This is a genomic window from Parageobacillus toebii NBRC 107807 (assembly GCF_003688615.2).
Taxonomy (GTDB): Bacteria; Bacillota; Bacilli; order Bacillales; family Anoxybacillaceae; genus Parageobacillus_B; species Parageobacillus_B toebii.
Genome location: NZ_CP049703.1, coordinates 1,572,622 through 1,596,615, shown reverse-complemented (window position 1 = coordinate 1,596,615; position 23,994 = coordinate 1,572,622). Strand labels below are relative to the sequence as shown.

22 protein-coding genes, 2 pseudogenes and 1 riboswitch are annotated in these 23,994 nt (G+C 45.0%); of the genes and pseudogenes, 17 read left to right on the top strand and 7 right to left on the bottom strand.

The features are described from left to right. Positions 1-162 precede the first annotated feature (162 nt). The 5 genes from DER53_RS08235 to DER53_RS08215 all read left to right on the top strand — a co-directional run bounded on the left by DER53_RS08235 (position 163) and on the right by DER53_RS08215 (position 2,936). The gene (locus DER53_RS08235) at positions 163-855 is read left to right on the top strand and encodes a Crp/Fnr family transcriptional regulator (RefSeq protein ID WP_062753801.1); all 693 of its coding nucleotides are present in this window, start codon (positions 163-165) and stop codon (positions 853-855) included. A 69-nt stretch (positions 856-924) separates the two neighbouring features. Next, the gene (locus DER53_RS08230) at positions 925-1,155 is read left to right on the top strand and encodes a DUF2249 domain-containing protein (protein WP_171699043.1); all 231 of its coding nucleotides are present in this window, start codon (positions 925-927) and stop codon (positions 1,153-1,155) included. A gap of 5 nt (positions 1,156-1,160) precedes the next feature. Beyond that, positions 1,161-1,370, top strand: coding sequence for a DUF2249 domain-containing protein (locus tag DER53_RS08225; RefSeq protein ID WP_062677780.1), 210 nt, complete (start codon positions 1,161-1,163; stop codon positions 1,368-1,370). Positions 1,371-1,375: 5 nt separating this feature from the next. Next, positions 1,376-2,617 (top strand): hypothetical protein, encoded by a 1,242-nt coding sequence (locus DER53_RS08220; RefSeq protein ID WP_062753805.1) that lies wholly within the window; start codon positions 1,376-1,378, stop codon positions 2,615-2,617. 16 nt (positions 2,618-2,633) lie between these two features. Continuing rightward, positions 2,634-2,936: a metal-sulfur cluster assembly factor gene (locus DER53_RS08215; protein WP_012749411.1), complete on the top strand. Its 303-nt coding sequence runs from the start codon at positions 2,634-2,636 to the stop codon at positions 2,934-2,936. A gap of 82 nt (positions 2,937-3,018) precedes the next feature. Here the strand turns inward: DER53_RS08215 and yjfP are convergent, their stop codons facing one another. After that, complete coding sequence (gene yjfP, locus DER53_RS08210; RefSeq protein ID WP_062753807.1) at positions 3,019-3,786, bottom strand: esterase; 768 nt, start codon at positions 3,784-3,786, stop codon at positions 3,019-3,021. Between the two features lie 172 nt (positions 3,787-3,958). Here yjfP and DER53_RS08205 point away from each other — a divergent pair, with 172 nt between their 5' ends. The 5 genes from DER53_RS08205 to DER53_RS08185 all read left to right on the top strand — a co-directional run bounded on the left by DER53_RS08205 (position 3,959) and on the right by DER53_RS08185 (position 6,376). Beyond that, positions 3,959-4,765 (top strand): Cof-type HAD-IIB family hydrolase, encoded by an 807-nt coding sequence (locus DER53_RS08205; protein WP_062753809.1) that lies wholly within the window; start codon positions 3,959-3,961, stop codon positions 4,763-4,765. A gap of 88 nt (positions 4,766-4,853) precedes the next feature. After that, positions 4,854-5,006 (top strand): hypothetical protein, encoded by a 153-nt coding sequence (locus DER53_RS08200; protein WP_012749408.1) that lies wholly within the window; start codon positions 4,854-4,856, stop codon positions 5,004-5,006. Positions 5,007-5,008: 2 nt separating this feature from the next. Next, the gene (locus DER53_RS08195; RefSeq protein ID WP_012749407.1) at positions 5,009-5,209 is read left to right on the top strand and encodes a DUF3813 domain-containing protein; all 201 of its coding nucleotides are present in this window, start codon (positions 5,009-5,011) and stop codon (positions 5,207-5,209) included. Between the two features lie 111 nt (positions 5,210-5,320). Continuing rightward, positions 5,321-6,184: a DegV family protein gene (locus tag DER53_RS08190; RefSeq protein ID WP_062753811.1), complete on the top strand. Its 864-nt coding sequence runs from the start codon at positions 5,321-5,323 to the stop codon at positions 6,182-6,184. A gap of 60 nt (positions 6,185-6,244) precedes the next feature. Continuing rightward, positions 6,245-6,376 carry a DUF3941 domain-containing protein gene (locus tag DER53_RS08185; RefSeq protein ID WP_012749405.1) on the top strand — a complete coding sequence of 44 codons (132 nt, stop codon included), beginning with the start codon at positions 6,245-6,247 and terminating at the stop codon, positions 6,374-6,376. 248 nt (positions 6,377-6,624) lie between these two features. On the opposite strand, the gene DER53_RS08180 is transcribed toward DER53_RS08185, so the two are convergent. The 3 genes from DER53_RS08180 to DER53_RS08170 form a co-directional block, all read right to left on the bottom strand. After that, entirely contained in the window at positions 6,625-8,277 is a 1,653-nt protein-coding gene (locus DER53_RS08180) for a methyl-accepting chemotaxis protein (protein WP_062753815.1), read from the bottom strand. Between the two features lie 19 nt (positions 8,278-8,296). After that, positions 8,297-9,280: a BMP family lipoprotein gene (locus tag DER53_RS08175; RefSeq protein WP_062753817.1), complete on the bottom strand. Its 984-nt coding sequence runs from the start codon at positions 9,278-9,280 to the stop codon at positions 8,297-8,299. A gap of 110 nt (positions 9,281-9,390) precedes the next feature. Continuing rightward, entirely contained in the window at positions 9,391-10,248 is an 858-nt protein-coding gene (locus DER53_RS08170; protein WP_062753819.1) for a CvfB family protein, read from the bottom strand. 187 nt (positions 10,249-10,435) lie between these two features. Here DER53_RS08170 and DER53_RS08165 point away from each other — a divergent pair, with 187 nt between their 5' ends. The 5 genes and pseudogenes from DER53_RS08165 (at position 10,436) to adhP (ending at position 18,928) form a co-directional block, all read left to right on the top strand. Further along, positions 10,436-10,927 carry a YajQ family cyclic di-GMP-binding protein gene (locus tag DER53_RS08165; RefSeq protein ID WP_062753820.1) on the top strand — a complete coding sequence of 164 codons (492 nt, stop codon included), beginning with the start codon at positions 10,436-10,438 and terminating at the stop codon, positions 10,925-10,927. Positions 10,928-11,283: 356 nt separating this feature from the next. Beyond that, positions 11,284-11,386, top strand: a riboswitch (SAM riboswitch). A 76-nt stretch (positions 11,387-11,462) separates the two neighbouring features. Further along, positions 11,463-13,314, top strand: a pseudogene (locus tag DER53_RS08160) (bifunctional homocysteine S-methyltransferase/methylenetetrahydrofolate reductase). Next, positions 13,307-16,717: a methionine synthase gene (gene metH, locus DER53_RS08155; protein ID WP_062753824.1), complete on the top strand. Its 3,411-nt coding sequence runs from the start codon at positions 13,307-13,309 to the stop codon at positions 16,715-16,717. Before DER53_RS08160 ends, metH begins: the two are co-directional and overlap by 8 nt. A gap of 128 nt (positions 16,718-16,845) precedes the next feature. Beyond that, positions 16,846-17,709 (top strand): SDR family oxidoreductase, encoded by an 864-nt coding sequence (locus DER53_RS08150; RefSeq protein WP_062753825.1) that lies wholly within the window; start codon positions 16,846-16,848, stop codon positions 17,707-17,709. A 205-nt stretch (positions 17,710-17,914) separates the two neighbouring features. Continuing rightward, positions 17,915-18,928 (top strand): alcohol dehydrogenase AdhP, encoded by a 1,014-nt coding sequence (gene adhP, locus DER53_RS08145; protein WP_062753827.1) that lies wholly within the window; start codon positions 17,915-17,917, stop codon positions 18,926-18,928. 46 nt (positions 18,929-18,974) lie between these two features. On the opposite strand, the gene lhgO is transcribed toward adhP, so the two are convergent. Further along, positions 18,975-20,174, bottom strand: a complete 1,200-nt coding sequence (gene lhgO, locus DER53_RS08140; RefSeq protein ID WP_062753829.1) for an L-2-hydroxyglutarate oxidase — start codon at positions 20,172-20,174, stop codon at positions 18,975-18,977. A gap of 241 nt (positions 20,175-20,415) precedes the next feature. Further along, a pseudogene (locus DER53_RS08135) lies at positions 20,416-20,538 on the bottom strand (LacI family transcriptional regulator); the annotation flags it as partial. Between the two features lie 281 nt (positions 20,539-20,819). Here DER53_RS08135 and hxlA point away from each other — a divergent pair. Beyond that, complete coding sequence (gene hxlA / locus DER53_RS08130) at positions 20,820-21,455, top strand: 3-hexulose-6-phosphate synthase (protein ID WP_062753831.1); 636 nt, start codon at positions 20,820-20,822, stop codon at positions 21,453-21,455. Between the two features lie 4 nt (positions 21,456-21,459). Next, positions 21,460-22,017, top strand: a complete 558-nt coding sequence (gene hxlB, locus DER53_RS08125; protein ID WP_062753833.1) for a 6-phospho-3-hexuloisomerase — start codon at positions 21,460-21,462, stop codon at positions 22,015-22,017. An 837-nt stretch (positions 22,018-22,854) separates the two neighbouring features. Here the strand turns inward: hxlB and DER53_RS08120 are convergent. Beyond that, on the bottom strand, positions 22,855-23,904 hold the full coding sequence (locus DER53_RS08120) for a bis-aminopropyl spermidine synthase family protein (protein WP_062753835.1): 1,050 nt from the start codon (positions 23,902-23,904) through the stop codon (positions 22,855-22,857). Between the last annotated feature and the right edge of the window lie 90 nt (positions 23,905-23,994).

Sequence of the window (23,994 nt, the reverse complement as noted above, 5' to 3'; positions counted from 1 at the left end):
GAGGTACGGCAAACGTTCGCTATGATTTTCATCACTATGATTTACGTCACAACTCTTTTATGGAAAATGTTATAAAATTAAGTTGGAGGAAGCATTGTTCCTTCTTATTGCTTAAAACAATACGACTATTTTTTTATATATAAATTTAAGGAGAGATTATCTATGACAAATAATTGGATGAAAGAGAGATTAAAAAGCGTTCCGCTTTTCCGTGAATTATCCGATCATGAGCTTGAATCGCTTGTGGCTATTTCTCATGTGCGCGTCTATAAACCGCGGACGTTTGTATTTATGCAAGGAGACCCGCTCGAGCGTGTCTATTTCATTCATTCCGGGACGGTAAAAATTTATAAAACCGATATGAGCGGGAAAGAACAAATCATCTCGATTTTGCAGACAGGCGAAATGTTTCCGCATACTGGTTTTTTCTTAAAAGGTACGTACCCTGCGCACGCGGAAGTCATCGACGAAGCGACGTTAATTGCGATCCCAATCGCTGACTTCGAACAAACGTTAATTTGCTATCCAGAGGTATGCATTAAATTATTTCGCGTCATGGGCGAAAAAATCGTTGACTTGCAAAAACGTTTAGAAGAACAAATTCTTCATAACACATATGAACAAATTATTATGCTTCTGTTGCGCTTAACAAAAACAAATGCGGTACCGCAAGGGAAATTTTACCGTTTGACTGCTCATGTGACGAATCGAGAGCTTGCCAACATGATCGGCACCTCACGGGAAACGGTAAGCCGAACGCTTAGCCAATTAAAGCGAAAAGGATTGATTGATATTAATGAAGATGGATTTTACCTTATTGATAAAGAAGGATTGGAAAAAGAAATCTTTTTCTAATGGATGTGATAAAAATCACAACGCTTGAAAATGAAAATTACTATCATAAAAAACAAAGGAGGGATTTCGTTGGGAAAGATTGTAGAGTTGGATGTCCGCGAAGATTTACAAAAGAAAATCGAACCGTTTGAAAAAATTATGAACACAATTAAACCGCTTCAAGCGGGGGATACGTTTATTCTGCATGCGCCGTTTAAACCGATTCCGCTTTTTCCGATTATGAAAGCAAAAGGATTTACGTATGAAGCGGAACAGATTGGGAAAAAACATTGGAAAGTCACGTTCGTAAAACAGGGGTGAGAACGATGATTCTTGACAATCGCGGGTTAGAGCCGCCGCAGCCAATGATGAGAACATTGGCGGCGTTAGGGAAACTGCAGCCTGGAGAAACGTTAACCATCATTAACGACCGCCGCCCGATGTTTTTATACGAACAACTTGATGAGCTTGGCTATAAATACGAAACGACAGAACGCGAGGATGGCAGCTTCCAAATTACGATTACAAAAGGATGACCATCATGATTCCAACAAATACTGCATATGAAACGAATATTCGTCTTCCTTTTTTATTTATCTTGTTTGGTGTCATTGCTTTTGTTGCATCACAAACAGTCGCACTCATTGCCGGACCAGCCATGGTAAACGGAGCGTTCCGCCTGCCGATCGTCTGGGCGGCGGCGCATTTCGCCGTGCTCGGTTTTGCGCTGATGGTTGCGATGGGAGCGATGTACCAGCTCGTTCCAGTTGCGTTTTTGACACCAATTTGGAGCGAGCGGTTAGGATTTGTACAATTTTTTATTACAGCAGCCGGAATCGTATTATTTTCTGCCAACTTAGCGTTTAATGCGCACTTCGCCTTTTTCCCAGGGTTGTTGCTTGTGCTTGGCATCATAATCTTTCTTTTTCAAATGGCAATGACATTGCGGAAACAGGCGAAAAAAAATATTATGACATTGTTTGTCAGCTCGGCACTTGCTTGCTTATTATTTACGATTGTCTTGGGACTGACGCTTGCCTTTCATTTTTGGAGCGGCAGACAAACGATGGATCATCTTTTTGCTTTAAAAACACATATCTTATTTGGCGTGTTCGGCTGGTTTACTCTGCTTATTATCGGTTTTTCCTATAAAATGGTGCCGATGTTTTCTCTCGCGCATGGGTTTTCGATGACGTTGGCGCGATATGTATACATCGTTTATATGACGGGGCTTGCCGTTACATTTATCAGCTTTTTCATAAATGGACGATCGGTTTTCATCTCCGGTGCTGGGCTTTTATTTATTGCATTCGCACTATTCGCTTATCATATATGGTCGATTTTGCAAAAACGGATGAAGAAAAAACTGGACCGCCCATTTCAGTTTGCTTTGCTTGCCATTGCGATTGCCTTTATCCTGCACGGGACAGCATTTATTTTATCGTTTTTCGGCAATCTTCACGGAATTGCGATTGTGATTTACGGCTATATACTTGGCTGGATTATGTTAAGCATCATCGGCTATTTATATAAAATTGTTCCGTTTTTATGGTGGACGCACCGCTACAGCAAAAAGATCGGCCAAGAAAATGTGCCAACGTTAAAACAAATGATGAATGAGAAATGGACTGTTGTTCAATGTGTATTGTTTATCATTAGCGTTATCGGTGCCGTAGCTGCATTGACTGTTTCCAGTCCGACGATATTTTATGCTGCCCAAGGTGCATTGACATTGTTTTCTCTTCTCTTTGCCGGGACGATTCTTTCGGTTTTGTGGAAATAAAAAGGAGGCTATAATCATGGATATTCGCGAATTGGTACTTCAGCAGCTTCGAACGGTTATTGACCCAGAACTGGGGATCAATGTCGTGGATTTAGGGTTAATTTATGATTTGCAAATTAATGATGGAAACATATATATTTTAATGACGCTTACGACACCGGGCTGCCCGCTTCACGACTCCATCGTCGGCGGTGTGAAACGTGCGCTCGAACATATCGATGGAATCCGCGATGTACAAGTACAAATTACATGGAATCCGCCTTGGACTCCGGAACGAATGAGTGAAGAAGCGCTGCGGCAATTAGGGCATTTTTCATAACTTTTTTGGGAAAATGTCCCGTCCGCTTTTACCCCTCCGATAATGTTGTAACGGCTATGCCATAAGCATAGCCGTTTTTTTCTTACACATGTTTCGTAAACCATTTCACCGTTTCTAAAAACGCTTCCCTTGTCACTTTATGCCCTGCCGTATCATCGGAAATAAACTTCAAATTTTCTTCTTTTCCTTGATAAAGCGGTTTTATTTGTTCATAAAACTCATATGTATAAGAATAAGGGACAACTTGGTCGCACTTTCCATGCCAAATAAGAAGCGGACGGCCCGCTAATTTCTCCGGCTGTCTAGAAAGGTCATATTTCATTAATCGCGCCTTTTCCCGCTTTAGTTGTTCATCGGAAAGCGGAATCGCCACTCCCATTTTTTTGCCTGTTTCAATTAAGGCGTCAAAAAATGCTTCATACATTGGATTTCCCATCAGCGAAACGGCCGCTTTAATCCATGGATACACGGCAAGTGCGCCAAATGTGACAATCCCCCCCATCGATGTACCGGCAAGTCCTATCCGATCCGGCTGAATGAGATTGCGAAGTTCTAATTCCTCTTTGATTTTTTTAATTTCCGTAATCGTACGCGTCACAATATTCCAGAACGCCAATTGCAGCTCACGATCAGATAAAGACGAATCTCGTTCACCGTGATGCAGCGCATCCGGCAAAATCACGCGGTATCCCGCCTCGGCAAGCAAGTACCCAAAGTGCAAATTATGTTCTTTTGCACTTGTAAATCCATGAATAAACAAAATAAACGGCAATCGTTCTTCCCGCTTTTCTTTTTTTACGACATGAAGCACAGGCACTTGGGCAACGGTTTCTTTTTCAATGATGACCATGACCCCAAAACTCCTTCATTCTTTTTTCTATAGTGTAACATGTAGACAAGAATTTTGGAAAAGAGTTACACTATATTAGAAAAGAGCCAAAAAACAAAATGATGGTAAATATAGTAGTGACCTTAAAATCATGACCGTATATACTTTAAAAAAACAAGTAAAGGGAGTTATTATGAAACAATATTTAATTGCGTTGGATTTAGATGGTACGTTATTAAAAGATGACAAAACGATTTCCCCATTTACTAAAGAAATGATTTTACGCGCAAAAGAAGAAGGGCATCTTGTCGTGATTGCAACTGGAAGACCTTATCGCGCCAGCAAAATGTACTATGAAGAGCTTGGACTCACGACGCCAATTGTCAACTTTAACGGAGCGTTCGTCCATCACCCTGCCGACCATTCATGGGGGATCCGTCATTTTCCGCTTCCGCTCCAAACTGTAAAAGACATTATTGAAGTAAGTGAAACGTACTCGATTAAAAATATTTTAGCCGAAGTGATGGACGATGTATACTTTCATGAACATGATGAAATACTGCTAGATATTGTCCGGCTTGGCAACCCGGCCATCGAAATCGGCGACTTGCGCTATGCATTAAAAGATGATCCAACGAGCATCCTTATTCATACAGACAAACAACATGTCGACCAAATACAGTCGTACTTATCCGACGTTCATGCGAACGTATTGCATCATCGGCGCTGGACCGAGCCATGGCATATCATTGAAATCGTTCGCGCCGGCGTTCATAAAGCGTTTGGACTCAAGCAAATCGCTGATTATTTCCATATCCCTAGAGAACGGGTCATCGCTTTTGGAGACGAAGATAACGATTTAGAAATGATCGAATGGGCAGGTCATGGCATCGCGATGGGCAACGCGATTGAGCCCCTCAAACAAATCGCCAACGATGTGACTGCAACGAATGAAGAAGATGGCATCGGTATTTATTTAAAATCAATGTTAAAGCTGTAACGAATTGCCTTATTACAATCCTCCTTATACGGTTACACTATCAATGACGCAATATTGCGTCTTTATTTTTTCAAGGGGGGAATACGTCTTGGGTAAACGAAATAAATCGAAACGCTTCATTCAACAAAGCGTCGATGCGGTAGAAAAACATGACGAACGAATCCCTTACCACATGACATACGCTGAAGCGGAAGAGCGCAAAATGCAAAAAGCGTTTGAAACGTCGCTTGGAGGCGAATAACGATGGGCAATCGATTGTTTCAAGAAGCGCGCAAAGCGGTCATGCAGGCAAAACAAGCAGCAAACGGCCAAGCGGATATCGACTTGGATCGCGCGATCGCCATAGCAAAAAACGCCTTATCTTCTGCCTATGCTCATTCCAGCTTGGCAGAAAAAGCGCAGTTGCGTCAATTCCAGGAAGAACTTGATCAACTCACTCAGTAAAGGTTGCGGCGCTCGTCCGCAACCTTTTTATAGGAAAGAAAAATTGTCTTTTTTCATCATAATCGCTACACTAAAATATATCTTATCTTAACTTTATAAGAGGTGGATGCAGTGTCGATTCAAATTATTACGGACAGTGGTAGCGATCTCCCATATTCTTATTTGCAGAAGCATAACATCGCGTTTCTGCCGCTTCTTGTCCATTTCAATGGCGAAGAATATGAAGACTTTATTACCATTGAACCAAAACAAGTATATGACGCGATGCGCAACGGACAAATCGTGAAAACGGCGCAATCGAATCCGCTAAAAATGAAAGAACTATTTACCAAGTACGCAAAAGAAAACCGCCCTTGTCTATATATCGCGTTTTCCTCGCAATTATCTGGTACATATCAAACCGCGATGGCGATTCGCAGCGAAGTGATTGAAGAATATCCTGAGTTTCAGCTAACGATTATCGATTCGAAGTGCGCGTCGCTCGGACAAGGACTTGTAGTGATGAAAGCGGCGGAACTCGCAGAAAAAGGAATGCCGTACAACCTATTATGCGAAACGATTGCTTCTTACTGCCGCCATATGGAACATATTTTTACGGTTGACAATTTAGAATTTTTGGCGCGCGGCGGGCGAATTAGCAAAACCGCGGCAATGGTCGGCGGCCTTTTAAACATTAAGCCGCTTCTCCATGTCGAAGACGGCAAACTTATTCCGCTGGAGAAATTACGCGGCCGCAAAAAAGTGTTAAAGCGCATGGTCGAAATCATGGGCGAACGCGGCGACGATTTGCAAAAACAAGTGATCGGCATCAGCCACGGCGACGACGAAGAAGCCGCATTGGAATTAAAGCAGCTTATTGAAAAAACATATGGCTGCACGCGCTTTTTCATCACCGAAATCGGCGGTGCGATCGGCGCGCACGCCGGTCCGGGCACATTGGCGCTCTTTTTCTTGAACAAATATATTGAGGTATAAGTCCTTCTTTTCCACGCATACTAATGGTGTACACCGTGGATAAAGGAGTGCACGCCAATTATGTCACATACAAGCGATAACGATAAAAAAGCACGAGACAACAACGCGAAACGCCATGAAAAAAACATGTTGCGCGAAAAAAACCGCCAGGCTGGGAAATTTGCGTACTCGAAGAAGACGGATCATTTATAAAATTCGGCTGTCCTTTTATACTGGACAGCCTCTTTTCTTTGCCGAGAAGACCCCACCTCTAAGCGAAGCGTAGGTGGAGGATGAATCGGCATTTTTTGTTTTTTTTTAGTAATTTTAATAGTTGAAAAGCGTTCTTCTTCTGTCATAAATGAACGGAGGGGCTTGGGGCCTTTGAGCAACAACAGACAAAGGAAACAAAAATCCCCCACTTCCACCGGCCTTAGCCGGTAAGTGGGGATAGTTCAATTTCATTCCATCCGAAATTTTGCCATCACCTCATGCAGTTCATCCGTCAATTGTCTTAGTTTCGTTACTTTCTCCACCATTTTTTCAAACGCTGTCAGCTGTTCAGCCATCGAAGCGGCAATTTCTTCACTGCCGGCCGCCGACTGTTCGACGACGGCGCTGATGCTTTCCACATTTTGCAATACTTTCTCCTCTAATTGTTTCGACGTGATAACATCATCGACAAGTGCTTGAATATCGGCGGAAATGCCGGCGACTTTGTCCTCGATTTCGGCAAACGCCTTCGTTGTCGTTTCAATCGATTGCGATTGCTGCTCGGCGATTTTTACCGCTCGGGCAACGGTTTCGGAAACCGTGGAAATGCCATGCTTAATCAGCGAAACTGTTTCAAAAATTTGTTTTGTCGCCTGTGCGGATTGCTCGGCAAGCTTGCGCACTTCTTCCGCGACAACAGCAAATCCTTTCCCCGCTTCTCCCGCTCTTGCGGCTTCAATGGCCGCGTTTAACGCCAACAAATTCGTTTGTTCCGCAATATCGGATACCACCTTTGCCATTTGTTCAATGTTGGCGGCGTAGCTCGTAAATTCATTCGTCGCCTGTTCAATCGACAATGTCGCTTCATTGCTTTCGCGAATGAAGTGCATTTGTTGTTCCATCGCTTTTTGGCCATGTTGAATCGCTTCGACAGCCGTCTCGCTGTAATGTGCTGTCTGTTCGGTTCGCTCCGCTGTTTTGGCAAACGTATCATCCATTTTTTCAATCTGCTGTACTGCTTGCTGCAATTCTTCAGAGATGCTTTGCGCTCCAGCGGACAACTCATTGGTGGATAACGCAACTTGCCGGTTGATCTCCGTAAGCATTTTATTTTCTGTTTCGATTTCTTTTGCAAATGTTTCGACTTGTTGACTAACCACTTCTACCGAACGAAGCAGACGCTTCAACTCCTCGACCATTGTATGAAATGCCACATTTAATGCACCTAACTCATCGTTTTGTTTATAGTCAATGCGCTCAACAAGCAAATTGCCCCCCGCGATTTCGACCGCATTGTGGGCAAGCTGCTTGAGCGGATTCGTAATCGAGCGCGTCAGCCGTAGACTCATAGCACCTGACACAACGATGAGCGCGATGCTGCCGATGACCGCCGTCCAAATGACAAAACGGATTTGTGCCTGTAAATCACGCTGGAGCTCCTTGTAGTAATCATTCGTATACAATTGCAGCATGTAAATATCATTGACCGCCCCTTCGATTCGCATCGCTTGCCGTCTTGCTTCCGATACATCGCGATGTTCAAGAGCGGCAAGCGACGCATTATGCACTTCGGCAAATTTTTGTTTTGCTTTTTCTAATAGCGCGCGAAATTCCTTTTGTTTCAATGATTTTTCTAATTCGCCAATCAGCTTTTCTGTCGTTTCGATTTGCGCCAGCACTTCTTGCTTATTTCCTTCCGTCATATTGTAGGCGGCGTTGTTTAAGCTCTGCTTTGCCGATTTCATGCTTGCCTCGAGCTTTTCTATCGTCAACAAAACCGGAACGATATCTTTATTCGTTGCCTGAATCGACAACATATTGACGATGATGAACCCCATCAATATGATCGATGCGATAAGTGAAAGAAACGAATGAAGCCACAATTTTCTGCGAATTGTCATTCTAATCCCCTTTTCTGTATTACTTTGTCGCCACTTTGCCGTCCACAATGTTTTGTTTCCACTGTTCGAGCAGCTGTTGTTTTTGGTCATCCCATGGGATAACGCGAATCGGCGCGAGCCCAACTCCATTTTCCGCTAATCCAAGCTGAACAGTGCCGGTTGGCAATTCCCCTTTTTCCACGTATTGTTTTAACACGCGAAACAAGGCGACATCGACATTTTTGACCATTGATGTCACAACCGCTTTTTCCGCGTAAAAATATTGGTCGCTGTCAACGCCAATCGCATACACACCTCGTGCTTCCGCTTCCCGAAGCGCGCCAACTCCCGTAAATCCTGCCGCCGTATACACGACATCACTCTTTTGGTCGAACATTTCTCTAGCAATTTGGGCGCCGAGCCTGTCATTTCCGAAATCACCTGCATACACGATGTGAACGGAGGCGGACGGCTTCACGGCGTGAACCCCTTTTTCAAACCCCGCCGCAAATTTACGAATCAATGGCACATCCGCCCCACCGATAAACCCGAGGCGGTTTGTTTTTGTCACAAGCGCCGCCACCACTCCGGCAAGAAAGCTTCCTTCATCTTCTTTAAACGTAATCGATGTCACGTTTGGCAAATCAGAAACAGAGTCAACTAAAATAAAACGCTGCTTTGGATATTGTTTTGCCACTTTCTCCAAATCCTCTTGCACCATAAAGCCAAGGCCAATGACGACATCATTGCCATCTTTAATAAGCTCCTTCAATCCTTGTTCATACGTTTTCGTATCTTTCAATTCACGATAATCAAAAATGATGCCTAGTTCATCACGCGCTTTCATTAATCCGCGAAATGCCGAGTCGCTAAACGATTGATCTCCAAGTCCGACGTCCGACAACATAATCCCAACTTTGATTCTGTCTTTTTTCGTTACCGTCTCTTTCGTCGAACAACCAGTCATCATCAAAATAACCAATAACGCAATAACAAGATGCCATATACGTCTTTGTTGTTTCATTTGTTCGTCCCCTTCTTTTCATGGTGTCCATTATTGTTTATCGGCATCATTCTACATTTGTTGAGTTTTTTGCATAAAAAAAGCAAAGCTGTAATTGGCTTTGCTTTTTATTATCGCTTGATATACGTCCATCCATCTTTTTGATATACTTTGTCTTCTTTCATTAATCGTCCTAATGCTCGTTTAAAGGCGGCCTTGCTCATATGAAAGCGCGCTTGGATATCGTCCGGGTCGCTTTTGTCGTGATACGGCATCGCTCCGCCGCGGCTTTCTAAGTACGTATAAATGGCTGCCGCATCTTCGTCGATGCTTTCATGCTTGCGCGGCAGTAAGGAGACATTGACCGTCCCATCCTCTTTGACGGCGATAATCCGCCCTTCCACTGCTTCACCGAGGCGCGGCGCGTTTCGCCACTGGGATTCATGTACAAATCCAAGGTAGCCGACATCAGAGATAAGGAAAGCTCCCACCTTAATCACGCGGTAGACGCTCCCGCGAATGTTTTGATTGAACGCTGATTCCGGCGCTTTCACGGCGATTTGTTTCATCGTTTCATCATCCGCTAGTTTAGCAAGCAGCCGTCCTCGTTTATCCGTTTTTAACGAACAATATAATTGATCCCCTCGCTTCGGCCATTGCGAGCGGAGCGGCGGCAAATCATCGATGGACACGAGCATATCTTTGGAAATGCCAATATCGACAAAGACGCCCAATTTCGGAACGATGTCGACCACTTCAACCCAGTCGTATTTGTGGTTCGTAATTTTCGGCATTTTCATGGTAGCGCACAGCTGTCCGTCGTGGTCATGATATAAAAATACCGTTGCCTCGTTGTCGACCGCAAGCGTTGTATTCGCTTCTCTTTTATGCAGCATCACTTCCTCCGTGCCGTTCGTCAAAAAGCAGCCAAACGGCATTTCCCGTTTTACCGTTAATGTCATGATTTCTCCAGGAATTAATCGTTTCATTGCAATCTCTTCCTTTGTCTATATTTTCACGCTTATTATTTCCCACTCCAATGGACAATTCTGCATAAAACACAGTTTTTCCCATCATCACAAGAGCACCTCCACGTCGTTCGGCTTCCCCTCCTTTTCTTGTTGTGTCCCTTGCCACATTTTACTATAATAAAATAAAAAATGCTGGAGGTTGTGTATGTCGAAAGAAAGTTCCTTTGATATTGTATCGAAAGTCGACTTATCGGAAGTCACCAATGCGATCAACATCGCGATGAAAGAAATTAAAAACCGCTATGACTTTAAAGGCAGCAAAAGCGACATTTCGCTAGACAAAGACGAACTCATCCTTATTTCCGACGATGAATTTAAATTAGAGCAGCTAAAAGACGTGCTCATCGGCAAGCTCATTAAACGCGGCGTGCCGACGAAAAACATCCAATACGGCAAAATTGAGCCAGCTTCTGGGGGCACGGTGCGCCAGCGCGCCAAACTTGTGCAAGGCATCGATAAAGAAAACGCGAAAAAAATCAACACGATCATTAAAAACACTGGCCTGAAAGTGAAAAGCCAAGTACAGGACGATCAAATCCGTGTCAGCGGCAAAAGCAAAGATGACTTGCAAAAGGTCATCGCTGCGATTCGCGAAGCGGACTTGCCGATTGATGTGCAATTTGTTAACTACCGCTAACACGGATGGGAGGAGTTATAGCCCTCCCATCCGTGTTTTCTTTTCTTCTCTTCTTTGACAATGCCATTATTGATTTTTTCTTTCACCGGGATTACTTCCTTCCGTTTTTTCATATATTTATTAAACATCCTTTTTCCCACTCTTCTAGGCGGTAATAAGGATTCGTGAGAGCTGCCAAGCGTTTATCCTGCTTTTGGCTAGCCATCATCCTCATCATAGCAATGGAACTAAGCAAGACGGACAGAAAAGTTCAGCAGCTGCGTATAAAGGGAGTCATTTTTGTAAAATTATATTGAATATTTCTACAAAATCATTTACAGTAATATATAAATATTTTTTGAAAACTACATATCTAGTTCTTATCAAGAGAGGGGGAGGGACTGGCCCGATGAACTCTCAGCAACCTGGCGGAAGTCAAGGTGCTAAATCCAGACAGGCGAAACGCCTGGAAGATAAGAAGAGACGATACATAAAAAGTCTTCTTCTTATAGAAGGCTTTTTTCTTTTACTATCTTCATAGAACGGGGGAATGAGCGTGGGGCTTTTGCAAGACTTAAAAGAACGCATCCTTATCGCCGATGGAGCGATGGGAACGCTATTATACTCGCACGGCGTTGACCGATGTTTTGAAGAACTAAATTTATCAAAACCGGAAGACATCATTCACATTCATGAAGCATATATCGCCGCGGGCGCAGAAGTAATCCAAACGAATACATATGGCGCCAACTATGTCAAACTTGCCCGCTACGGATTGGAAGATGAAGTTCCATCCATTAACCGCGCGGCAGTAAGGCTCGCCAAAAAGGCGGCGGGAAATAAAGCCTATGTTCTTGGAACGATCGGCGGATTACGGAGCATCAATAAAAGCGCCGTTTCCATCGAAGAGGTAAAGCGGACGTTTCGCGAGCAATTATTTGTGCTTTTAAACGAAGACGTCGATGGCTTATTGCTCGAGACATATTACGATTTAGAAGAATTAGAGACGGTTCTTGCAATCGCGCGCAAAGAAACGGATAAGCCGATTATCGCGCACGTCTCCCTCCACGAAGTCGGCGTCTTGCAAGACGGCACTCCCCTTTCTGAAGCGTTGGCGCGCTTGGAGCAGTTGGGAGCCGATGTCATCGGTCTAAATTGCCGTCTCGGTCCATATCATATGATTCGTTCGCTCGAGGAAGTGCCGCTGCCGAAAAAAAGCGTTTCTTTCCGCGTATCCGAACGCAAGCTTGCCGGATTATCGCGACGGACGGCTTATCTATGAAACAAACACCGATTATTTTAAAGAAACGGCTCTTGCCTTCCGTGAACAAGGCGTGCGCCTGATTGGCGGGTGCTGCGGCACGACGCCGAAACATATCGAAGCGATAGCAAACGCCTTAACCGATCGGACACCGATTACAGAAAAAGTCGTTAAACAACGTCATGTTCCGATTTCTATCCAAACAAACGAACCAAATGCCGCCCCGCCGCTGCAGGATATCGTACGTAAGCGGCGCTCGGTGATCGTCGAGCTTGATCCGCCGAAAAAATTAGGGATCGCGAAATTTTTAGAAGGCGCCAAAGCGCTGAAAGAAGCGAACATTGATGCGTTGACATTGGCCGATAACTCGCTGGCAACTCCACGAATCAGCAACATGGCGCTCGGCTCCATCGTCAAAGAGCAGCTTGGCATCCGCCCGCTTATTCATATTACATGCCGCGACCGCAATTTAATCGGCTTGCAGTCGCACCTGATGGGCCTGCATACTCTCGGCATCACCGATGTGCTCGCCATCACCGGAGACCCATCGAAAATCGGCGATTTTCCTGGTGCGACATCCGTCTATGATTTATCTTCCTTTGATTTAATCCGGCTGATTCGCCAATTTAACGAAGGGCTTTCGTATTCCGGAAAACCGCTCGGGCAAAAAACAAACTTCTCGATTGCCGCGGCCTTTAACCCGAACGTCCGTCATTTAGATAAGGCTGTAGAGCGTCTGGAGAAAAAAATTCAATGCGGCGCCCATTATTTTATCACCCAGCCGCTTTATTCCGAGCAGCAAATCGAAGAGGTGTATGAAGCGACGAAGCATCTTGAGACGCCGATTTACATCGGCATTATGCCGCTAGTGAGCGCGCGCAACGCCGATTTCCTTCATCATGAAGTGCCGGGAATTACGCTTTCTGATGAAATCCGCTCCCGCATGGCAGCATGCGCGAATGACCCAGTGCAATCTGCGCGCGAAGGAATCGCAATTGCCAAATCGCTCATTGACGCCGCTTTTGACTTATTTAACGGCATCTACTTAATTACGCCGTTTTTGCGCTATGAAATGACCGTCGAACTCGTTCGCTACATTCATGAAAAGGAACAAGCCGCACAAGAAAGGAAGGTACTCCATGGGTAACATCACACTTGAGCAACAGCTCGAAAAAAAAATATTAATTATTGACGGCGCAATGGGAACGATGATTCAAAGCGCGAAGCTCTCAGCTGATGATTTCGGCGGAGAAGCATACGAAGGATGCAACGAATATTTGACGCTCACCGCCCCGCATGTGATCGAGCGCATTCATGAAGCATATTTGCAGGCGGGAGCGGATATTATCGAAACAAACACGTTCGGTGCGACAAGCGTTGTGTTAGATGAATATCATCTTGGCCATTTAGCGCTAGAGTTAAATATCGAAGCAGCCAGGCTTGCGCGCAAAGCCGCCGACGCCTACTCTACTCCCGAATGGCCGCGCTTTGTCGCCGGTTCAATGGGACCGACGACAAAAACGTTATCCGTCACAGGAGGCATTACGTTCGAACAATTAGTTGCCGCTTACGAAGAACAAGCGCGTGGACTATTGCTTGGCGGAGTCGACTTACTTTTATTAGAAACGTGCCAAGACACCTTAAACGTCAAAGCAGGATTTATCGGCATTTCCAAGGCGTTTGAAGCGGTCGGAAAAAAAGTGCCGATTATGATTTCCGGGACGATTGAACCAATGGGAACAACATTAGCAGGACAAACGATTGAATCGTTTTTCATCTCCGTCCAGCATATGAAGCCGTTCGCGGTCGGATTAAACTGCGCGACCGGCCCCGAGTTTATGACCGACCATTTGCGCGCGCTCTCTTCCTTGGCGAACACTGCTGTAAGCTGCTATCCGAACGCCGGGCTTCCGGATGAAGAAGGATGCTATCACGAGACACCGGAGATGTTAGCGAAAAAAATCCGACGATTCGCTGAAAAAGGATGGATTAACATCGTCGGCGGCTGTTGCGGAACAACCCCGGAACATATTCGCGCCATCGCCGAAGCGGTCCGGGATATTCCACCGCGGCCAATTCCGAAATCTTTTGACGTTCATGCCGTCTCCGGCATCGATCCGCTTATTTACGATGAAACAATGCGTCCGCTGTTTGTCGGCGAGCGCACAAACGTAATCGGTTCGCGCAAATTTAAACGGCTCATCGCCGAAGGAAAATATGAAGAAGCGGCGGAAATTGCCCGCGCGCAAGTAAAAAACGGCGCGCACGTCATCGATATTTGCTTAGCCGACCCGGACCGCAACGAACAAGAAGATATGGAAAAGTTTATCCAACAAGTTGTAAAAAAAGTAAAAGTGCCGCTTGTCATTGATTCGACGGATGAACGCGTTATTGAACGTGCTCTCACTTATTCACAAGGGAAAGCAATCATTAACTCGATTAATTTGGAAGACGGCGAAGAACGGTTTGAAAAAGTCATTCCTCTCCTTCACAAATATGGTGCTGCCGTCGTTGTCGGAACGATTGATGAACAGGGAATGGCGATTCATGCTGAGCGGAAGCTGGAAATTGCCTTGCGTTCGCATGACTTGCTCGTCAACAAATACGGAGTTTCCCCACATGACATTATTTTTGACCCGCTTGTGTTCCCGGTCGGCACCGGCGATGAACAATATATTGGCGCGGCCAAGGAAACGATCGAAGGCATCCGTCTCATTAAAGAACGGCTTCCGCAATGTTTAACAATACTTGGCATCAGCAATGTCTCGTTCGGGCTTCCGCCGGTCGGGCGGGAAATTTTAAACTCCGTCTTTTTATACCATTGCACGCAGGCCGGGCTTGATTACGCGATCGTCAACACGGAAAAATTGGAGCGCTTTGCCTCGATTCCGGAAGAAGAAGTGCGGTTAGCGGAAGAATTGCTGTTTAACACGAACGACGAAACATTAAATACGTTTATCCAATTTTACCGCGACAAAACAAAAGAGCCGAAAAAAGCGAAAACAGACCTTAGCTTAGAAGAGCGGCTCGCAGGCTATGTCGTCGAGGGCACAAAAGAAGGGCTGTTTGCCGATTTGGAACAGGCACTGCAAGTTTATCCTGACCCGCTTGCCATTATTAACGGCCCGCTGATGGCCGGGATGGACGAAGTCGGCCGGCTCTTTAACAATAACCAGCTCATCGTCGCCGAAGTACTGCAAAGCGCGGAAGTGATGAAAGCGGCGGTTGCCTTTTTAGAGCCGTACATGGAGAAAAAAGAAAGCAGCACAAAAGGAAAAGTGCTTCTCGCCACCGTCAAAGGCGATGTACATGACATCGGCAAAAACTTGGTCGACATTATTTTAAGCAACAACGGCTTCCGCGTCATTGACTTAGGCATTAAAGTGGCGCCGCAGCAGCTCATTGAAGCCGTTCAAGCGGAAAAGCCGGATATCATCGGCTTATCCGGCCTGCTCGTCAAATCGGCACAGCAAATGGTCGCCACCGCGCAAGATTTGCGGCAAGCGGGCATCTCGATCCCGATTTTAGTCGGCGGTGCGGCATTATCGCGTAAATTCACGGAAAACAAAATCGCTCCGGAATATGATGGAATCGTATTATACGCAAAAGACGCCATGGAAGGGCTGGCGCTCGCCAACCAATTGCAGCAAAACGAAATCGAATATACAAAAACAAAAAAACAAGAAACGGAAACAGAAAAAACGGCACCAACGGCTATTGCGGCAAAGTCGAACGTCTCGACCGACGTTCCCGTGTTTGTGCCAACAGATTTAGAACGCCATATATTGAAAGATATTTCGCTTTCGCATATTATTCCATACGTCAACTGGCAAATGGTATTAGGACATCACCTTGGGTTAAAAGGAAAAGTAAAACGGCTGCTTGAGGAAAAAGATGAAAAAGCGCTTATGTTAAAGCAAGTCGTCGATGACCTGCTTGACGAGGCCCAGCGCAACAACTGGATTACGCCAGCGGCGGTATATCAATTTTTCCCGGCGCAAAGTGAAGGAAACCGGATTTACATTTACTCGCCAAAAGACAAACGGACCATTATCGAAATGTTTGAATTTCCAAGACAGCCAAGAGAGCCATACCTTTGTTTAGCTGATTACTTGAAATCTACAGAAAGCGGACAAATCGACTATGTGGGATTTTTCGCCGTCACCGCCGGAAAAGGCATTCGCGAACTTTCGCAGCGATGGAAAGAAAGCGGCGAATTTTTAAAAAGTCATGCGATTCAAGCGCTGGCGCTCGAAATCGCCGAAGGATTAGCGGAGCTCATCCACCAAGTCATGCGCGACCGCTGGGGCTTTCCGGATGATCCGGATTTCACGATGGAACAGCGCTTTGCCGCGAAATACCAAGGGCAGCGCTACTCGTTCGGCTATCCGGCTTGCCCGAACTTGGAAGACCAAGAAAAGCTCTTCCGTCTATTGAACCCAGAAGAAATCGGCATCCATTTAACGGACGGATATATGATGGAGCCGGAAGCTTCCGTTTCCGCGATTGTCTTTGCCCATCCAGAAGCGCGCTATTTCAATGTGTTATAAAAAGCTGGCCCGATGTGGCCAGCTTTTTTATGCAATGTAGTCATCAATGATTGTTTGCCAACATTACATATTTCCCTGCCCATATCCCATACTAACGATGACAAACGATGCACAGGGAGGAATGGACAATGGTCACAAAACAACAGGCAACACTGCCGCCGCAGCACCAAGACCGCCAGCCAGGTCTGCAAACAGAAATGAACCCGCAGCCTGTTTCCGTGAGTGAACAATACAAAGCAAGCGGGAAATTACATAATAAAGTCACCATCATTAGCGGCGGCGACAGCGGCATCGGCCGGGCGGTCGCCATCCATTTCGCAAAAGAAGGTGCGGATGTAGCGATTATTTATTTAAACGAACAGGAAGATGCGGAAGAAACGAAGCGCCAAGTCGAACAAGAAGGAAGAAAATGCTTACTGATTGCCGGCGATGTCGGTGATGAACAGTTTTGCAAACAAGCGGTCAAACAAACCGTGGACCAATTTGGCAAACTAGACATCGTCGTCAACAACGCCGCGGAACAGCATCCGCAAAAAAGCTTGCTTAACATTACCTCGCAGCAGCTGGAAAAAACGTTCCGCACCAACGTCTTCGGCTACTTTTATTTGACGAAAGCGGCGCTCCCCTACTTGCAAAAAGGAAGTTCGATTATTAATACCGCATCCATCACCGCCTACGAAGGCAATGAGCAATTAATTGATTATTCCGCAACGAAAGGAGCGATCGTCGCCTTTACGCGCTCTTTGGCGAAATCTCTCGCCGGGCAAGGCATCCGCGTCAACGGCGTCGCCCCAGGACCGATTTGGACGCCGCTTATACCATCGACATTCACAAGCGATCAAGTCGCCACTTTCGGCTCCAACACTCCGATGAAACGGCCGGGCCAGCCGAGTGAAGTGGCTCCAAGCTATGTATTTTTAGCAAGCGATGAGGCATCCTATATTACGGGGCAAATGATACATGTGAATGGCGGGAAGATTGTAAATGGATAAGAATTATTAAAACGCACTTTAAACTATTAGCGAATAACACGTTATTTCATTGTTGTTGATAATTTTTCTAAATATTAATATTTTCGACAAACATTTTCGACAGCTTTTTGAACTTGTCGTACTGTAGCTTTATATAAAAAGCAGAATTTCTTATGATAATTTACGAAAGGGTTTCCTTTTCGAAAGAATATGGGAGGGAATAGTTATGAAAGCTGCTGTAGTGGAACAATTTAAGGAACCATTAAAAATAAAAGAAGTAGAAAAACCAACCATTTCATATGGAGAAGTATTAGTCCGCATCAAAGCATGCGGTGTTTGTCATACTGACTTGCATGCCGCTCATGGCGATTGGCCGGTAAAACCAAAACTTCCTTTAATCCCTGGTCATGAAGGAGTTGGGATTATCGAAGAAGTAGGTCCGGGCGTAACCCATTTAAAAGTGGGGGATCGCGTAGGTATTCCTTGGTTATATTCCGCTTGCGGCCACTGTGAATATTGTTTAAGCGGACAAGAGACATTATGTGAGCAGCAAAAAAATGCAGGCTACTCAGTCGATGGTGGTTATGCAGAATATTGCAGAGCTGCTGCGGACTATGTTGTTAAAATTCCTGATAACTTATCGTTTGAAGAAGCCGCTCCAATTTTCTGCGCCGGAGTCACTACTTATAAAGCTTTAAAAGTAACAGGGGCAAAACCAGGAGAATGGGTAGCGATTTACGGCATTGGAGGTCTTGGCCACGTTGCCGTTCAATATGCGAAAGCGATGGGACTTAATGTCATTGCTGTTGATATAGGTGATGAAAAACTTGAACTTGCAAAAGAGCTTGGTGCCGATCTTGTTGTAAACCCTGCTAAAGAAGATGCGGCGCAATTTATGAAAGATAAAGTCGGCGGGGTTCACGCGGCAGTTGTAACAGCTGTATCTAAACCTGCTTTTAAATCTGCATACAGTTCTATCCGCAGAGGAGGAACGTGCGTTCTTGTCGGATTGCCGCCAGAAGAAATGCCTATTCCAATTTTTGATACGGTATTAAATGGAATTAAAATTGTCGGTTCTATTGTCGGCACGCGGAAAGACTTGCAAGAAGCGCTCCAATTCGCCGCGGAAGGAAAAGTGAAAACAATTATTGAAACACAACCTCTTGAAAAAATTAACGAAGTGTTTGACAGAATGCTAAAAGGACAAATTAACGGACGCGTAGTTTTAACGCTAGAATAAGACGGCAAGAGTGTTCTTGCCGTCTTTTTTCTTGCAGCGACACTTTTTATATCGCCAAGCGAAATTCCTCCAGCTGTCGGACAATCTCTTTTCCAATTTCAATCGAAGCGGTAGCGGCAGGGGATGGGGCATTTAAGACGTGAATCGAACGGCGGCCGTGGACAATATAAAAATCATCTACAAGCGTACCGTCTTCTTTTAATGCTTGCGCTCGCACTCCAGAAGGACCTGGAAGCAAATCATCCTCTTCAATATCCGGCATTAACTGTTGCACGTTTTTCACAAACTGTCTTTTGGAAAAAGACCTTGCCATTTCTTCGATACCCTCTTTCGCATAGCGGGAGGCAAGCTTCCAAAATCCCTTAAAAAACAGAACGTCTTTTGTATCCATGAAACTGAAATCCGTTTTTAAGTATCCTTCCCGTTTAAAACTTAAAACGGCATTAGGGCCTACATCGACCGTTCCATCTATCATTCTCGTAAAATGGACTCCTAAAAATGGGAAATTCGGATTTGGCACTGGATAAATTAAGTTTTTTACCAAATATCTTTTCTCCGGCTTTAATTGATAATACTCCCCTCTAAACGGGACAATCCTTAAATCCGTTTGAATGTTGGCAAGTTTTGCTATGCGGTCGGAATAAAGCCCGGCGCAATTAATGTAAAAAGACGTTTTGATCGTATGTTGGTTTGTATCGATGACCGCTTCATCGTTTTTTTCCGTAATCGATTCCACCTTATGATCGAGGAGAATTTGCCCTCCCTTCTCTTGAATGATTTCCGCCATTTTCTCCGCTACTTTTTTGAAGTTTACAATCCCCGTTGCCGGAACATGTATCGCTTTTATTCCATTTACATATGGCTCCAATTCATGCAACTCGCGCTCTTCGATCATCCGTATAGAAAGACCGTTTTCAATCCCTCGTTTATATAAATTTTCTAGAAGAACGAGTTCTTCTTCCTTATTTGCGACAATAACCTTACCGCACATTTCTGCGTCTATTCCATGTTCGTGACAAAAACGATACATTGCTTCATTGCCTTTTTTCGCTAATTTCGCTTTATAGCTTCCTGGCCGGTAATAAATGCCGGAATGAATCACACCGCTGTTATGTCCTGTTTGATGGGCGGCAACGCTCTTCTCCTTTTCCAAAACAGCAATTGCCGCATTTGGTTTCCAATTTAATATAGCCATCCCAACGGCAAGTCCGACAATTCCTCCGCCGATAATAACGTAATCGTACATCAACAGCTCACATCCTTCCATATGTTGCAACTTCATTTATTGATGTTATTTGCCATTTGATTGAGTCTAGGGAATGAATATGGTTTCCTATCCTAAAATAAAATTTATAATAAGATAAGCAAAAAATCGAATAAAATATTCAGAAAATAAAAAATCTATACTCATGATGCATCCATATCGTAAATTCGCCACATAAAAGAATTAGTCTCCAACCACTTTTTAGCGATTGGAGACTAATTTTTCATTTTCGATAATAATCACACGAAAACCGCTTCACAATCCGATGCGGAATTATGATGCGTTTTACCGGTTCGTTCGGGTTGGCGATTTTTTCGATTAAACTTTTTGTTGCTTCATAACCGATTATGTTACACCAAAACCTCAAGTAAAATCGGCTCACCGACATTCCTCTCTCGCTTTCATTTTGTTTCGAAACGGGAGACTCTTCTTTCAGAGTTACATGAAAAAGTAAAATAGTATAAATAATAACCAATAGTATATTTTTTAACACTATGTAAAAATAAAGTGCGTACTTTTAAAGATAAATCATACATAGTATACTCATCAGTGTGTAAGAGATAAAAACACAAAAAATACTACTACTTATACGACCAACAATAAACTTTTATGAGAGGTGAAGAATTCATGGAATTACAATTAGCATTGGATCTCGTAAACATTCCAGAAGCGAAAAAGCTGGTAAAAGAAGTCGAGGAGTATGTTGATATTGTAGAAATCGGCACTCCAGTTATTATTAATGAAGGTCTTAGAGCCGTAAAGGAAATCAAACAAGAATTCCCTCACTTAAAAGTATTGGCAGACTTAAAAATCATGGATGCAGCCGCATATGAAGTCATGAAAGCATCCGAAGCTGGTGCTGACATTATCACTATACTTGGAGTTGCAGAAGATTTGTCCATCAAAGGTGCCGTGGAAGAAGCTAAAAAACAAGGCAAAAAAATCTTGGTGGACATGATCGGAGTGAAGAATTTGGAAGAACGAGCGAAAGAAGTAGATGAGTTTGGAGTCGACTATATTTGTGTACACACAGGTTATGATCTTCAGGCAGTCGGAAAAAACTCTCTTGAAGACCTTGCAACAATCAAACGTGTCGTGAAAAACGCAAAAACTGCGATCGCAGGCGGCATCAAATTAAACACATTGCCTGAAGTCATTAAAGCAAAACCTGATCTTATCATTGTAGGTGGCGGCATTACTGGTCAAGAAGATAAACGAGCTGTAGCCGCTGAAATGAAAAAAATGATCCAACAAGGTGAATGAAATTATGCAGACTACGCAATATTTGGGTGAAATCATAAAAGAGTTAAATCGGACAGCCGATTTCATTGCTGATGAAGAAGCTGAAAAATTGGTAAATGGGATTCTCGAATCAAAGAAAATTTTTGTAGCTGGCGCAGGCAGATCTGGATTTATGTCCAAATCTTTTGCGATGCGAATGATGCATATGGGGTTAGACGCCTATGTAGTAGGCGAAACCATAACCCCTAACCTAGAACAAGATGACATTTTGATCATCGGATCGGGTTCAGGGGAAACGAGAAGTTTAGTTTCCATGGCTGAAAAAGCAAAAAACTTAGGTGCAACAATAGCCTTAGTGACCATTTTCCCTGAATCGACCATTGGACAATTAGCTGATATCATTGTCAAATTACCTGGCTCACCTAAAGACCAATCAGACAATGGATACAAAACCATACAGCCAATGGGATCACTATTTGAGCAAACCCTATTACTATTCTATGATGCTATCATATTAAGATGCATGGAGAAAAAAGGACTTGACTCCAATACCATGTTTAAAAGACATGCCAATCTTGAATAGAGTATAAGGGACTTTTGCTCAGAGAATCTTAAACCACTCAAAATCTTAAACTATTCAAACTGAATTTTCAACTTAAAAACACGGGGGAAAGGTAAAAAGACCGCAGAGCTTTCCTTAAGAAACGCTTTGCGGTCTTTTTTATGAACCAATTTTTGATCGGAAGATTGGATTCATGCTGATGCCAATCGGTGTGATCATATAGTATCAACCATCTCCAACAGTTTGACCATTACATTCTCTGCGTATACATGAGATCGCTCTCCCTCCATCAGCGGTACCTCGATTATCACCGCATTCCTAAAGGAGGTAATAAAATCGGTTATAGTTGGAGTGATCTTTTGTCAGAACTTTTTCAAAATCGATGATCACTCCTTTAAGTAGCTATGGAATAACACAACGAGAAAGGTTTAGAATGGAGATGATCATATCTTCATGTGTAAAGTTGTATCCATAAACATCTTATCCTTGAAGTAATACTTTTGGGAATAAGGATAGTAAAACATATTATGTTGTTAACAATAACCTACAACGTATACGCAGAAACTAAGGGACATTGTACAACATCAAGTACGAACTCACCTGTAAAAAGAAGGAGCTCGTCCTGGGAATAACTTCTAGGATCTCTCTCCCAATTAGTCAGCGGAGATTAACCTTTCATCCAAGTACTTTAAAAAGTCTGTTGCCTGCTATAATACACCAGTAAAAGCCTGTGATAAGGTTCATTCATTAACCTTGAAGAACGCAGTTCCTCGTTGTGGGTGTCGAGAAACAGCGCCCGAACGCAAGCGCCCCCGGCGGCGGGAACACCCGCTACCGGGGGCGCGTAGCCTTTGGGGACTATTCTTGCAGGGGGTCGCAGAACTCTTCGTCGTAGTAGAGGTCCTGCCCAAGCTCCACCCGGCCGAAAAAGAGGGGCTGAGGCTCCTCGACCAGCTCCAGGCGGTAGACGGTGCTGACGTAGAAGGGGATATCGGGTTCCTTAACCGGCACCGGTGCCATGCGCGCCCAGTCTAGGGCTACAATGTCCTCCAACAGGTAGTCCTGGAAGGCACCCAGCATGTCAGTGATGGCAAAGCCCATGTCGAGAATGCCCTGCTGGATCTGCCGCCACTTCCGCCAAGAGGCCTCCAGGTAAGAGAGACCAAAGTAGCCCGCGGCACCGGGCCCACGCAGCCCCTCTGTGCAGCGGCTCAGGAAGAGCAGGAGGCCCTTGACGGTGTCGACCGGGTCCGTGAAGAACACATCAAACTGGCCACGGAGGTGAGACGGCAGCCCATCCTGTGCGTCGTAGACCTCGGCGTGGACGTGGTCCCAACCACGGTCCCGGGCCACGTCACGGATGAAGCTGATTATGCGTTCGTCCACATCCAGGACGTAGATGCGCCGCGGCAACCCTGAGAGCGCGGCCGCAATGCCCGTGAGGTCGTCGTCGCCCAGTAGCAGAATATCGCGGCCCACCAAATCGCCTTGCTGGGCCATCAGGGCCAGTCGTCGCATGGTGGTCTCAGGCGTCACGTACCCCTGGTCAAAGTCGGGCGTCGCCTTGGGCCGCATGGCCACGATATCCTGGAAATCCGCAAGGACGCGATCGAAAGGCGGTCGCAGAACGATACCGCGCCCCGCGCAAGCCTCACAGCGTTGTTCGGCCACCCGTTCCAGGCTCAGAGTTTCCGCCTTTCGACGCCCCGCCTCGGTAATCACGAAGTGATCACCGTCGTAGACCACCATCTCTCCCTCCAGGAGCGACTGCAGTGCCTTCAGCACCTGGTGGGTCTGGGCTTTCCCTGCCCGCATCAGCTCCCAGTAGGATTTGGGACCGAAGTAGAGTGCACGAAGCAGAAGCGCGTCGATCCGACGAGTTTCCGCAGCAATACCGATTTTTGACATAGGTACCACTCCTTTCGCTCTAAGAGAGTAAAGACCATTCCGCCCCGGCATCCCTTCGTTTTCAGCGAAGGAAGCGACGAGAAAACATAC

Coding starts and splice junctions, on each gene's coding strand:
- DER53_RS08185 (WP_012749405.1), top strand. CDS start 6,245: ATGTCACATACAAGCGATAACGATAAAAAAGCACGAGACAACAACGCG.
- DER53_RS08165 (WP_062753820.1), top strand. CDS start 10,436: ATGTCGAAAGAAAGTTCCTTTGATATTGTATCGAAAGTCGACTTATCG.
- lhgO (WP_062753829.1), bottom strand. CDS start 20,174: ATGTACGATTACGTTATTATCGGCGGAGGAATTGTCGGACTTGCCGTT.
- metH (WP_062753824.1), top strand. CDS start 13,307: ATGGGTAACATCACACTTGAGCAACAGCTCGAAAAAAAAATATTAATT.
- adhP (WP_062753827.1), top strand. CDS start 17,915: ATGAAAGCTGCTGTAGTGGAACAATTTAAGGAACCATTAAAAATAAAA.
- DER53_RS08215 (WP_012749411.1), top strand. CDS start 2,634: ATGGATATTCGCGAATTGGTACTTCAGCAGCTTCGAACGGTTATTGAC.
- DER53_RS08170 (WP_062753819.1), bottom strand. CDS start 10,248: ATGAAACGATTAATTCCTGGAGAAATCATGACATTAACGGTAAAACGG.
- DER53_RS08120 (WP_062753835.1), bottom strand. CDS start 23,904: ATGTCAAAAATCGGTATTGCTGCGGAAACTCGTCGGATCGACGCGCTT.
- DER53_RS08175 (WP_062753817.1), bottom strand. CDS start 9,280: ATGAAACAACAAAGACGTATATGGCATCTTGTTATTGCGTTATTGGTT.
- DER53_RS08150 (WP_062753825.1), top strand. CDS start 16,846: ATGGTCACAAAACAACAGGCAACACTGCCGCCGCAGCACCAAGACCGC.
- hxlA (WP_062753831.1), top strand. CDS start 20,820: ATGGAATTACAATTAGCATTGGATCTCGTAAACATTCCAGAAGCGAAA.
- DER53_RS08220 (WP_062753805.1), top strand. CDS start 1,376: ATGATTCCAACAAATACTGCATATGAAACGAATATTCGTCTTCCTTTT.
- DER53_RS08225 (WP_062677780.1), top strand. CDS start 1,161: ATGATTCTTGACAATCGCGGGTTAGAGCCGCCGCAGCCAATGATGAGA.
- hxlB (WP_062753833.1), top strand. CDS start 21,460: ATGCAGACTACGCAATATTTGGGTGAAATCATAAAAGAGTTAAATCGG.
- yjfP (WP_062753807.1), bottom strand. CDS start 3,786: ATGGTCATCATTGAAAAAGAAACCGTTGCCCAAGTGCCTGTGCTTCAT.
- DER53_RS08205 (WP_062753809.1), top strand. CDS start 3,959: ATGAAACAATATTTAATTGCGTTGGATTTAGATGGTACGTTATTAAAA.
- DER53_RS08235 (WP_062753801.1), top strand. CDS start 163: ATGACAAATAATTGGATGAAAGAGAGATTAAAAAGCGTTCCGCTTTTC.
- DER53_RS08180 (WP_062753815.1), bottom strand. CDS start 8,277: ATGACAATTCGCAGAAAATTGTGGCTTCATTCGTTTCTTTCACTTATC.
- DER53_RS08195 (WP_012749407.1), top strand. CDS start 5,009: ATGGGCAATCGATTGTTTCAAGAAGCGCGCAAAGCGGTCATGCAGGCA.